The sequence below is a fragment of the Mycobacterium shunyiense genome, from assembly GCF_058270035.1.
In genome coordinates this window covers 242,905-255,200 of record NZ_JBZDPT010000011.1, presented here as the reverse complement: position 1 = coordinate 255,200, position 12,296 = coordinate 242,905, and the positions used below count along the sequence as shown (strand labels likewise).

Annotated in this window: 11 protein-coding genes; 7 read left to right on the top strand and 4 right to left on the bottom strand. The window is 66.8% G+C overall.

The window, feature by feature from the left end:
• On the top strand, positions 1-391 hold a 391-nt coding region (locus AC4ELS_RS10015; protein WP_499046994.1), incomplete at its 5' end, for a cytochrome P450.
• 146 nt (positions 392-537) lie between these two features.
• On the opposite strand, the gene AC4ELS_RS10010 is transcribed toward AC4ELS_RS10015, so the two are convergent.
• Both AC4ELS_RS10010 and AC4ELS_RS10005 read right to left on the bottom strand, forming a co-directional pair.
• A complete protein-coding gene (locus AC4ELS_RS10010) occupies positions 538-1,116 on the bottom strand; it encodes a hypothetical protein (protein WP_499046992.1) in 579 nt (192 codons plus the stop codon).
• A gap of 20 nt (positions 1,117-1,136) precedes the next feature.
• Positions 1,137-2,165: a putative nucleotidyltransferase substrate binding domain-containing protein gene (locus AC4ELS_RS10005; protein WP_499046989.1), complete on the bottom strand. Its 1,029-nt coding sequence runs from the start codon at positions 2,163-2,165 to the stop codon at positions 1,137-1,139.
• Positions 2,166-2,336: 171 nt separating this feature from the next.
• Between AC4ELS_RS10005 and AC4ELS_RS10000 the strand changes: the two genes are divergently transcribed.
• The 5 genes from AC4ELS_RS10000 to atzF are packed head-to-tail and all read left to right on the top strand — an operon-like array spanning position 2,337 to position 8,971.
• On the top strand, positions 2,337-3,875 hold the full coding sequence (locus AC4ELS_RS10000; RefSeq protein WP_064879101.1) for an amino acid permease: 1,539 nt from the start codon (positions 2,337-2,339) through the stop codon (positions 3,873-3,875).
• 2 nt (positions 3,876-3,877) lie between these two features.
• Positions 3,878-4,705, top strand: a complete 828-nt coding sequence (locus tag AC4ELS_RS09995; protein ID WP_463805845.1) for an urea amidolyase associated protein UAAP1 — start codon at positions 3,878-3,880, stop codon at positions 4,703-4,705.
• The gene (locus tag AC4ELS_RS09990; protein ID WP_064879105.1) at positions 4,702-5,322 is read left to right on the top strand and encodes an urea amidolyase associated protein UAAP2; all 621 of its coding nucleotides are present in this window, start codon (positions 4,702-4,704) and stop codon (positions 5,320-5,322) included. Before AC4ELS_RS09995 ends, AC4ELS_RS09990 begins: the two co-directional genes overlap by 4 nt.
• On the top strand, positions 5,319-7,313 hold the full coding sequence (locus AC4ELS_RS09985; protein WP_463805847.1) for a 5-oxoprolinase/urea amidolyase family protein: 1,995 nt from the start codon (positions 5,319-5,321) through the stop codon (positions 7,311-7,313). The genes AC4ELS_RS09990 and AC4ELS_RS09985 overlap by 4 nt, the downstream gene beginning before the upstream one ends.
• Positions 7,310-8,971: an allophanate hydrolase gene (gene atzF / locus AC4ELS_RS09980; protein WP_499046985.1), complete on the top strand. Its 1,662-nt coding sequence runs from the start codon at positions 7,310-7,312 to the stop codon at positions 8,969-8,971. Before AC4ELS_RS09985 ends, atzF begins: the two co-directional genes overlap by 4 nt.
• Before the next feature lie 18 nt (positions 8,972-8,989).
• Here atzF and AC4ELS_RS09975 read toward each other — a convergent pair whose 3' ends face one another.
• Complete coding sequence (locus tag AC4ELS_RS09975; RefSeq protein ID WP_448442866.1) at positions 8,990-9,568, bottom strand: TetR family transcriptional regulator; 579 nt, start codon at positions 9,566-9,568, stop codon at positions 8,990-8,992.
• 182 nt (positions 9,569-9,750) lie between these two features.
• Here AC4ELS_RS09975 and AC4ELS_RS09970 point away from each other — a divergent pair, with 182 nt between their 5' ends.
• A complete protein-coding gene (locus AC4ELS_RS09970; protein WP_448442868.1) occupies positions 9,751-11,337 on the top strand; it encodes an FAD-dependent oxidoreductase in 1,587 nt (528 codons plus the stop codon).
• Here the strand turns inward: AC4ELS_RS09970 and AC4ELS_RS09965 are convergent.
• Positions 11,315-12,214, bottom strand: a complete 900-nt coding sequence (locus AC4ELS_RS09965; RefSeq protein ID WP_448442870.1) for a DMT family transporter — start codon at positions 12,212-12,214, stop codon at positions 11,315-11,317. The genes AC4ELS_RS09970 and AC4ELS_RS09965 overlap by 23 nt on opposite strands.
• Positions 12,215-12,296 lie beyond the last annotated feature (82 nt).

Genomic DNA, 12,296 nt, shown 5'->3' with positions numbered 1-12,296 from the left:
CATCCCCCAGGCGATCGAGGAGATCCTGCGCTGGGAGCCGCCGGCACTGCAGATCGCCCGCTACGTCACCCGCGATGTCGAGTACTACGGGCAGACCGTTGCGGCGGGCTCGGCGATGCTCATGCTGGTCGGCGCGGCCAACCGCGACCATCGGCGGTTCGCCCCCGACGGCGACGTCTTCGACATCCACCGGGAACAGAAGTCTCACATGACGTTCGGTGCAGGCACGCACTTCTGCATGGGCAACGCGCTGGCCCGCCTCGAGGGGCGCATCGCGTTGGAAGAGATCCTCAAACGCTTCCCCGAGTGGAACGTCGACTGGGCCAACGCCAAACCGTCGGAGACCGCCGCGGTGCGAGGCTGGTCCGCGATGCCCACGCTGATTCGCTGAAGCCGAACACCGCGACAGGCTCCGGGCACTGGCTATTCCCAGGCACGCGCGGGTAGCTCGTGCGCTAGCGCTGACCTTTCACCGCGACCACACATCAAGAAGACTGGCTGTTACTAGAATGGTCTGCCACGGCCAGGGCGAGCGTGCTAACCGTCGGTGAGTTTGTCGTACCAGCGCATCGCCCACCGGGCGTCCGCGAGAGCGGTATGCCGCTGGGTTGGCGTCGGTGGCTTCACGCCGCATTGCCTTGACAGAGTGATGAAGTCGGGATCGGGCTGCCCTCCGTTCGTCTCGACGGCGGCTCTGGCAAGTGCGATCACATCTACGGGGTGGGGTTGCCACGCGGGTTCCAGGTCGTGCCGTGCGAGCATGTCAGCGAGGCATTCTGTATCGAATCTGGGTACCACTCCGATGATTGTTGCGCCGGCAGTCCACTGCTGTACGGCCGCGGCGGCTGCGCTCGCACCGAACACCCGGGGGTAGTGCCTGGGTCCGAGCCGAACTTGCGGGTGGCGTCTGTGAAACCCACTGATCTTCAGGCCTGCTGGATCGGCATTTGCCAGGTCAAGATCGGCGACGTCCACACACAGCAACAGGCGTTCGTGGACGTCGAGATTTCGACGAATGATCGCGATCTCCCACGGTCGTCGGCGTCTGTGAAGTCCGGTGGTCTCGGTATCGAGAAAGACCAACGGACGGGCTCGACTGTCGTTCCCAGTCGCCATGGTGTGACGCCCGGCCCCGTTCACCATGCGGAGAATGTCGAGGTCGACGCCAGATAGTCGAGTTTGCGTCGCACGCCGGTGAGTTCGCGGCCGATGCTGCGCAGAGCGGTGCGGTCCTGGGGTGACAGATCCGAGAGTTCGACATGTTCATCGCTGCGGTCGTCGGAGTCGGCAGGGTCCCAGCATGCGGCCCGGGCCCGCCAGCGGATGCTGGACCCGATCGCGTGACATTTGGCCAGTGCCCTGGCGTCGTCGGGATCGAGGTAGCGGGTGCCTGCGGCCGCACCAATGCGATCGGCGGTGAGCAGCGCGTCGGAGCCGCAACTGAGGGCGGCCCAGCGCGCGATCCGGACCACAGGGTCGACGGCGGCATGTTTGATGTCGACCCGGACATCGACGGACGTCAGTGTGCGCAACCGGGACGGGATGTAGGCACGGGCAAATGTGGCGTCCTGCAGCATCGCCGCCAGCGCCGTAGGTTGCGCCCGGACAGCGATACCCGCTTGTTCGCGCAGGTCGGTGCTGTCGCCGACAGCTGGGCCGACGGGGACGGCGTCGGCCAGCAGGCCGATCATCACGACACCCCGGTCGGCGGACGGGTCCGCGGCCCACCCGCCGATCCCGGTTCCCCAGTCCTGGGCGGTGCGGTTGAACCGCACCCGGGAGGCGACCGCGCCGTTGTCGTCGGCACGGAACCCGCAACAACCCAGCAGTTCATGCACGTGCGCTGCCTGGGCCAGGGCCGAATCCGGCGTGACGTCGGAGCTGCGGACCACGAGGGTTTCCAGGTCGGATCCGGGAAGTGCGTCTCCGCGGCCGACGCTGCCCGACGCATACCAGTCGAGCCCGGGGGCGACCAGCCGCGCCGCGGTGGACAGCGCCGCGCGGATGACGGACGACCACGCCGCGGCGACCGACGCCGCGCCGACCCGCGCGTCGATCACCTTGAGCACCGCGTCGCGGGCCTGGGCACCGGCTGTCACCAGGTCGTGCTCGTTGTCCGCCGACGCAATGCGCCGGCAGGCATGGTCCAGCGCTGCCACAGCCATGTCGGTGATTGTGACAGGACACCGGCCCGGTGAGGTTTCGGCAACGCAATGCTTACCGCTCGCTACATGAACGAAACACGCGGGTGACAGCTCGGTCATGCCGAGAGGCTTATCTATCGAGTGACAGTTAAGAAGCTGGCGGCACCGCCCCAGAGCCTGAGAGAAACGCCTATGACCAGCAGCGCTACCGCGGGACCTGATGTGTCCGGCCGTTTCGGCGACCATGACGACCTCGCCGAGTTTGGTTACGACCAGCAGTTGCACCGTCGGCTCGGCAAGTTCGAATCCTTCGCCGCGGGCTTCTCGTTCGTATCCATCCTGACGACGATCTTCCAGCTGTTCGGACTCGGGTTCGGCTTCGGCGGTCCTGCGTTCTTCTGGACCTGGCCTGCGGTGTTCCTCGGACAGTTTCTGGTGGCGCTGTGCTTTGCCGAGTTGGCCGCGCGTTATCCGATCTCGGGTGCCATCTATCAGTGGTCCCGCCGGATGGGTGGCGAGGTGATCGGCTGGTTCGGCGGCTGGTTCATGATCCTGGCGCAGATCGTCACCGCCTCGGCCGCGGCGATCGCGCTGCAGGTGGTGCTGCCCACCATCTGGTCCGGCTTCCAGATCATCGGCGAGGACCCGGCATTGACCTCACCGAGCGGAGCGGCCAACGCCGTGCTGCTCGGCACCGTCCTGCTGGTGCTCACCACGACGATCAATTGCCTTGGCGTCAAATGGATGTCGCGGGTGAACAGTGCGGGGGTGATCTGCGAGATCGTCGGCGTCATCGCCGTCATCGGGGTGTTCTTCACCCATGCCCAGCGCGGTCCGCAGGTCGTGTTCGACACCGGTCACGCCGGCGGGCAACCCGGCTACGTCTGGGCCTGGATCATGAGCGGGCTGATGGCGGCCTACGTCATGGTCGGCTTCGGCTCGGCCGGTGAGCTTGCCGAGGAGACCCGCAATCCCCGGCGCGTCGCACCCCGGACCATCAGGATGGCGCTGTCCGTCTCGGCACTCGGCGGTGGTCTGATGATCCTGGGCGCCCTGATGGCGGCCCCCAGCCTGACCGACGGACGCCTGGCGACCGAAGGCCTGCCGTACGTGCTCGACACCGTGTTGTCCTCACCGTGGGGGACGGTGCTGCTGGTCGATGTCTGCATCGCGATCACCATCTGTACCTTGGCAATTCAGACCGCCGCCTCACGGCTGATGTTCTCGATGGCCCGCGACGGGCGGCTGCCGGCTTCGTCGATCCTGTCTCGGGTCAACAGCCACACCGGCACACCGATCTGGCCGTCGGTGCTCATCGGTCTGCTGTGCATCGGGGTGCTGCTGGTCAACGTCGGCAACTCGGCGATCTTCGCGACGCTGGCCAGTGTCTGCATCATCCTGATCTACCTGGCCTACCTGTTGGTGACCGCGCCGCTGCTGTATCGCCGCATCAAAGGCTGGCCCGCCCAGCGCAATCAGGTGGACGCCGAAGGCTTGCCGCTGTTCTCGCTCGGCAAGTTCGGCATCGCGGTCAACGTCCTGGCCGTCCTCTACGGCACGGTGATGATCGTCAACCTCGGCTGGCCTCGAGCCGAGATCTTCAATCCCGCCGGGGACATGCCGATCCTGCAGTGGGCCGGACCCCTGAGCATCGCGGCCGCGATAGTCCTCGGCGCCCTGTGCTTCCCGCGGGGCAAGACCCACCCCAAACCCGTCACGATCGGAGCCTGAGGATGACTACAGCGACCACCGCCGGAGCCCGCGACCATGCTCGGGCCCAGGCCGGGACAATCACCGATTCGATGCCGGTCGTGCCGGCCTCGGCGTGGCCCACACCGCCGCAGAACGTGGCACCCGAGCAATTGACCTGGGCTGAAACAGTTCCCGGCGGCCGCTACACCAGCAAGGTGCTGGCCCGTGGCACCCGGCTGCGCCTACGCGATCTGGACGGCACCGCATGCGCTCACCTGCTGCTGTGGCGGGCCGACGCACCATGGGAGCGGCTCAACGTCGCCGACACCGTGAAAGTGCCGTGGCAGGCCTATCTTTCGGCGGGTCATCCCCTGCTCAGCGACCAGGGACGGGTGCTGGCCACGCTGGTGTCGGACACATCCGGTCACCACGACGCCCTGTGCGGCACCAGCACCCTGACCGGCAATACGGCCAAATACGGCGCGGGCGAGGTGGAATCGGCCAGTCCCGCCGGGCGTGAACTGCTCGCTCTCGCCGCCCTGAAGAACGGGCTGACCCGCCGTGACGTCGCGCCCAGCCTGTCGTTCTTCCACGGCGTGCGGGTCGATCTCGACGGCACGTTGGTGTCCACCGGTTCGGCCGGCGCCGGCGCCGCAGTCGAACTGATCACCCATCTGCCACTGATCGTGGCGATCGCCAACACCGCCCATCCACTCGATCCGGCTGCACAGTTCACCGTCGGATCGCTGGAGGTGCTGGCCTGGTCCGCACCGGGCGACCTGGCCGAGATCGGCGCCACCGTGGCCGACCGTGACCCCGAATACCAACGCGCCTACCTGAATTCCGAAGACGTCTGGAGTGCCCGATGACCCTCACCGCCACCCACACCATCGTCGACGAGATTGTCGCTCCTCGCGCTCCGTGGTCCAAGGTCGTGCGCGCCGGAGACGTGCTGACCATCGTCGACCTGCACGGCAACCAGGCCGTGGACACTTTGTTCTATGGCGCGGCCGACCGCACGGTGCGCTACAGCGCACCGGCCACGATCGCGGCCCAGGGCAACATTTTCCTGACCACCGGGTCGGTGCTGCGCGACAGTGACGGTGCACCGATGCTGACCATCATCGACGACGAGGTCGGCAACCACGACACCCTCGGCGGGGCCTGCTCGCAGGAATCCAACACGCTGCGCTACGGCCACCACACCAAACACCAGCACGCCTGCGTGGAGAACTTTGTCGGCGAAGGCGCCCGGTGGGGACTGACCAAGGCCGACATCGTCAGCAACATCAACTTTTTCATGAACGTCCCGGTTGATCCCGATGGCTCGCTGGGCATCGTCGACGGGTTGTCCGCCCCGGGTAAGACCGTGTCGCTGCGCGCCGAGATCGACACGCTGGTGCTGGTGTCGAACTGCCCACAGATCAACAATCCGTGCAACGGATTCGCCCCCACGGCAGTGCGCATGGTGGTGACGCGCCCATGACCGCGATCGAGGTGATCCGGCCCGGCATGGCCACCACGATCCAGGATTGGCCGGGGCGCAGCGGGTACTGGCAGATCGGTGTACCCCCGTCGGGGCCCATGGACGATGTGTCCTTCCGGCTGGCCAACATTGCGGTGGGCAACGCTGAGGGTGCACCCGGTCTGGAAGCCACCATGGGCGGACCGGCGCTGCGCTTCGACACCGATACCTGGGTGTGTGTGACGGGTGCACCCGCACCGGTCGGTATCGACGGCGCCCGGGTACCGCAGTGGGTGCCGGTCCTGGTCGAGGCCGGTCAGGTGCTCGACGTGGGAATGGTCGACGGTCCGGGCCTGCGGATCTACATCGCGATGGCCGGCGGTCTACAGGCCGATGAATACCTGGGCAGCGCTTCGACATTCACCCTTGGCCGGTTCGGCGGCCACGAGGGACGGGTCCTGGCGGTGGGGGACAAGTTGGAAACCGCGGATACGCCGGTAGGTACGCGTCGGCGCATCCTGTCCGAGGAGCAACCGGCCATCGCCGGCCACTGGTACATCGCGGTGACCGTCGGCCCGCACTCGGCGCCGGAGTTCTTCACGCGCAACGACATCGACACACTGCTCAACCACGACTACGAGGTACACTTCAACTCCGACCGCACCGGCGTCCGGTTGATCGGACCGAAGCCGGAATGGGCCCGCCCTGACGGCGGGGAAGCCGGCCTGCATCCGTCGAACATCCACGACAACGCCTATTCGGTGGGTTCGCTCGACTTCACGGGAGACACCCCAATCCTGCTGGGCCCGGACGGTCCGAGCCTCGGCGGTTTCGTCTGTCCGGTCACCGTCACCGCCGCCGACCGCTGGAAGCTGGGCCAACTCGCTCCCGGCGCCACCATCCGGTTCGTCCCGGTGAAGGCGACGGCGGCTCCCGCGCCGGCCACCTTCGGACCTGCGCGCCGCGCGTCGATTCCTGCGGTCTTCTCTGCCGGTGGTGACGAGGACGACGGAATCATTGCCGGCACAACATCCTCGGATGGCACGACGAACGTCACCTATCGCCGGATCGGGGACGACAACATCCTGGTCGAGTACGGCGAGATGCGGCTGGATCTGGCATTGCGGGCCCGTGCCCACGCTCTGCACCACGCGCTGGAGCAGCACCGGCCTGACGGACTCATCGACCTAACGCCCGGGATCCGTTCCCTGCAGGTCAAGGTGGACCCGGCCCGGCTGTCACAGTCGGCTTTGGTGCCGCTGCTCACCGAGCTCGAAGCCTCGCTGCCTGCCGCGCAGGATCTCGTGGTGCCCAGTCGCACCGTCCGGTTGCCGCTGAGCTGGGACGATCCGTCGACCCGCGAGGCGATCGAACGCTATATGCACGGCGTGCGCGCCGATGCGCCGTGGTGCCCGTGGAACATCGAGTTCATCCGGCGGATGAACGGATTGGACTCGGTCGATGATGTGCACCGAATTGTCTACGACGCCGACTATCTGGTGCTCGGTCTCGGCGACGTGTATCTGGGTGCTCCGGTCGCCACACCGCTGGATCCGCGTCACCGCCTGGTGACCACCAAATACAATCCGGCCCGGACCTGGACTCCGGAGAATGCGGTCGGCATCGGCGGGGCATACCTGTGCATCTACGGTATGGAGGGGCCCGGCGGTTACCAGTTCGTCGGCCGCACCACGCAGATCTGGAATCACCGGCACCCGCTGGTCGCTCAGGGATTCGATCCCGAACACCCATGGCTGTTGCGCTTTTTCGACCGGATCCAGTGGTATCCGGTATCGGCCGAGGAACTGCTGGATCTACGCGCCGACATGGCCGCCGGTCGCGGTCATGTCGAGATCACCGATGGAACATTCTCGCTTGCCGAGCACGAGCAGTTCCTGGCCGCCAATGCCGACGACATCGCCGCAACCCGCGCGAAGATGGAAGCGGCTCGCGCCGAGGAGCGCGAGCGTTGGGCGGCGGCAGGAGAATTCGTACGGAAGGAGTCTGCGTGAGCAAGATTGCCGAGATCTACCGGAACATCGAAGCCAGTGGACGGGACGAGGTGTTCATCCACCTACGTCCGCAGGCCGACGTGGACAACGATTACCGCACGGCGCTTGCCGCCGACGGCCCACTGGCGGGGCTGGTGCTGGCGGTCAAGGACAACGTTGACGTCGCCGGGATCCCGACCACTGCGGCGTGCCCAGACTTCAGCTATATTCCCGATGCCGACGCACCGGCGGTGACCGCTCTCAAGGCCGCCGGTGCTGTCGTCATCGGTAAGACCAATCTCGACCAGTTCGCCACCGGATTGGTGGGGACCCGCAGTCCCTATGGCGCCGTACGGGATTCCCGCCGGCCGGACTACATCTCCGGCGGATCGAGTTCCGGTTCCGCGGTGGCCGTCGCGCTCGGGTTCGCCGACATTGCGATCGGCACCGACACCGCCGGGTCAGGTCGCGTTCCGGCCGGATTGCAGGGCATCGTCGGGATCAAAGCCACGGTCGACCTCGTCTCCACCGAGGGCGTCGTCCCGGCGTGTGCGAGCTATGACTGTGTGACGATCTTCGCTGCTGACCTGGCGACGGCCCAATCAGCAATGGCCGTGATGAGTGCCATTGCGCCGCAACGCCAGTGGCCGGCCGACGTTCCCTTCGCCGCGCCGGTGACGCCCAGAATTGCGATACCGGATACGTTGACCGGGCTCGACGACGCCTGGCAGGCCGCCTTCGACGCCGCCGTACGCCAGGCGAAGGACTCCGGATTCGAGACGGTTCCGATCCCGATGGACGACTTCTTCGCCGCAGCCGGCCTTCTCTACAACGGCGCCCTGGTCGCTGAACGGTGGGATGCGGTGGGGGAGTTCGTGAGCACGGCAGGTCCTGGCGCGGAGTTGGATCCGACGGTGGCCGCGATCATCACTGCGGCTGGCGCATATTCGGCCGCGGACCTGCTGCGTGACCGGCGGCGGGTCGAGGAGTTGCGTCGCACAGCCTTGGCGCAGCTTGAGGGCTGTCACGCACTCATGGTGCCGACCGCTCCCGAGCATCCGCGCATCGACGAAGTCGCGGCTGACCCGGTCGCGGTGAATTCCCGGATGGGGCGGTACACCAACTTCTGCAACCTGTTCGACATGTGCGCCATCTCGATTCCCGCCGGCACCGTATCCGACGGTGCCCAGTTCGGAATCACCCTGTTGGCGCAGGGTTTCCACGACGGCGTCATCGCCGATCTGGCAGCCCGGTTCCTCGACACCCCGTCGGCGGAGACGTGGCCCGAGACGGGCGGCGCCCCACTGGCCGAACTTGCGGTGTTTGGCGCGCATCTGCGCGGGCAGCCGCTGGAACATCAGCTCACCGGGCGGGGTGCCCGCTGGGCCGGGCCCATCACCACGGCACCGCACTACCGTCTCTACGCCCTCGACACGGTTCCGCCCAAACCGGGTTTGACCCGGGTTGAGGACGGCGGAGCGGCCATCATCGGAGAACGATGGTTGTTGTCCCCGGCTGCACTCGGCGAGTTTCTGGCCGAGCTACCCGCGCCGATGTTGCTCGGGAACGTGGAGCTCGACGACGGTCGCTGGATCACCGGATTCGGTTGTGACCACACCGCTCCCACACACGGACGCGACATCACGGAGTACCGGGGCTGGTTGGCCGCGATGGCCTGAGATGCGCGTGCCGCAGGCTCAGCTCCCGGGGACGATCAGCGAGATCATGGTCTCGAGCTGGCGGGCCATCTGCCGGTAGCTCATCGCGCCTGACTGTGCCTGCAACAGTGCGCCCCAGAAGACCGCTTCCAAGGTGGCAAGTACCTCGGGCCAGGCCCCGGCGCCCAATGCCGTCGAGATCCGGCGCGTGATCTCAACGGCAATCCGCCCACGTACGTCATCGACCACATCGTCGTCGGTGCTCATCAGCGCCTGCGTGCAGGCCCGCGCCAACCGAGGCTCATCGGCCATCAACAGTGTGAGAGCGGTGAGCTGCTCGGTGACCCGGCTGGTGGTGCTGGCCGCGGGATCGATGTCGAGCGGCAGCTGAATCACCCGGTCGAGGTAGAGCTCGGCGAACACCACCTCGATGGATGGGAAATGCGCGTAGAGCGCTGCGGGCGCCATCTTCGCGCGGGCCGCCAGTGCGGGCACCGAGACGTCGTTGTGCGCGTCGAGAAGTTGTGTCGCCGCTCCGAAGACGCGGCGTTGCGTGCGGGTGCGCTGACCCTGCGCGTCGTGTAGGCGGGTGACGGTAGCCACCTCTGGCCTGGACATGTGTCCAAGATATAGAGCCGTGCCGCGAATGGCAATCATTCGGTGAAACTGCCGGTATTTACATATTTTCAGGATTGCCATTCACGCAGATCGAGCACCGACTAACGCGTGAACGAGGCTTTCGAGTCGATAAATCGGACAGGTGTCCAGTATGATTTGCCCAGATTGAAAGGGGAGGTCCGATGGCTTACGTGATCACGCAGAACTGCTGCAAGGACGCCAGCTGTGTACCGGTGTGCCCGGTGGACTGCATCCGCCCGGCCGAGGGTGGGCTGGATTCCGCGTCGGCCGAGATGCTCTACATCGATCCGGAATCGTGCATCGACTGTGGGGCCTGCTTCGAGGAGTGCCCGGTCGGCGCGATCCACTACGAAGAGGACCTTCCCGGCGAACTGCAGCGGTTCAAGGACCTCAACGCGGCCTACTTCGAGCGCCACCCGCTCGAGCCGGTGACCGTTCCGGCAACACCATCTCGTGCTCGGGTCGAGGCGGGATCGTTGCGGGTGGCGATCGTCGGATCGGGTCCGGCCGCCTGCTACGCCGCAGCCGAGCTGATCGATGTGGACGGGGTGGAGATCAACCTGTTCGAACGCCTGCCCACGCCGTTCGGTTTGATTCGCGCGGGGGTGGCCCCCGATCACCAACACACCAAGTCGGTCGTCGCGATCTTCGAGCGGGCGTTCACCAACCCACGGTTCGCGAGCCATTTCAACGTCGAGGTCGGCCGTACCGTCAACCACGACGAGCTCCTGGCCCATCACCACGCGGTGATCTACGCGGTGGGCGCGGCGACCAGCCGGCGACTGGGCATCGACGGCGAGGACCTGATCGGCAATCACGCGGCCGCCGAGTTCGTCGGTTGGTACAACGGCCATCCCGACCACGCCGCGCACCAGTTCGACCTGTCGGGCGAGCGGGCGGTCATCGTCGGCAACGGCAACGTCGCCCTCGACGTCGCCCGGGTGCTGTTGATGGACAGGACCGCGCTGGCCGCCACCGATATCGCCCAGCACACCCTGGATGCGTTGGCCGACAGCGTAATCCGGGAAGTGGTGATCCTGGCGCGTCGTGACATCGGCCACGCCGCGTTCTCGGCGGGTGAGTTCCTGGCGTTGGGGCATCTCGACGGTGTCGACGTCATCGTGGACCCGCAGGACCTACCTGCCGATGACGAACACGACGACGTCGAGACCTCGTTCAAGCTCGCCATCGCACGCGAATACGCACAGCGCAGCCCGACTCCCGGACACAAGCGCGTGGTGTTCCGCTTCGGCACAACCCCGATCGCCATCCACGGACCCGACCGTGCCGAGGGGTTGGAGGTCAGCAGCGAGGCCCATGGCACCGAGGTGATCGAGACGTCGCTGATCCTGCGGTCGATCGGCTATCGCGGTCTGCCGGTCTCCGGGCTGCCCTACGACGAGGACTCCGGGACCGTGCCCAACGACTCGGGCCGTGTCGTGCCCGGCACCTACGTGACCGGCTGGATCAAACGCGGACCGCGTGGGGTGATCGGCACGAACCGGTTGTGTGCCGAGCAGACCGTGGCCCAGTTGTGGGCGGATTTCGATGCCGGCCTGTTGGCCCGTGACGTCGAGGACCGTGAGTCGCTCGATGTGCTGTTGGCCGCCCGGGGAGCCGAGCCGGTCGGGTGGCCGGGATGGCGTGCGATCGACGCCGCCGAACGTGACCGCGGCGTGCAGGCGGCGCGGCCTCGGGTGAAGTTCGTGTCGATCGAGGAGATGCTCAGCGCGGGCCTGCGCGGCTGACTTCGGCCTCGACCTGCGGATCGGGGTCGCGGGGTGTGCGGGTTGCGAGGACCGACCCGGCGAGGATCAGCGCCAGCCCGGCCACGTTGTAGACGGTCAGCGGTTCGCCCAGAACAACGACGCCGGCGGCCAGCGCGACGGCCGGGTTGACGTAGGTGAACACCAACGCCCGTGCGCCTCCGACCTCACGGATCAATGCGAAGAACACCACGAATGCCAGCGCGGTGCAGACCACGGCGAGTGTGGCCAGCGCGATCAGCACCTGCCGCGACGGCATGTGGTCGGGCCAGGTCATCAATGCCGGCGTGGTGTAGATCAGCGCCGCGATCGTCAGACATGCTGCCGTGAGCGGAAGGGTGGGCACCTCGCCCAGGTAGCGTGCGGCGATCAGCGGCGCGATGGCGTAACAGGTTGCCACCAGCAGCACTTCGGCGATCGGCCAGCCATGCCCTCCGGTGAGGCCGGGCCCGGCCAGCACCGCCACACCGGACAGGCCGATCCCTAGTCCCGTGATCCGCTTGGCGCTCAACCGTTCTCCGCCGGTCAGCCGGTCGAGAACCGCGGCGATGATCGGGGCGGTGGCGATCAGCAGGCCGGTCAGCGAGCTGCTCAGGTGGCGTTCGGCATCCGTGAGCAGGAACCACGCCGCGATGATCTCGAAGAACGCGAACGCCAACACGGGCCGCCAGTGCCGTAACACCGGCGCCCACGCGGCCCGCGACATCACCAGCGGTAAGAGAACGGCGGCACCGACAGCAGTGCGGGCCAAGACCAGCACTGGCACCGACACGCCTTCGACGGCAATCTTGATCAGCAGGTACGGGATGCCCCAGATGATGCTCATGGCGCCCAGCAGCAGCCAGCCCCGCACACTCACCTGGTCCAGACTACGGGCCCCGGCACACGGCCGTCCGGGTGCTGATGCGGGGCGTGGCCCGGGCCATCAGCACCCGGTGAAG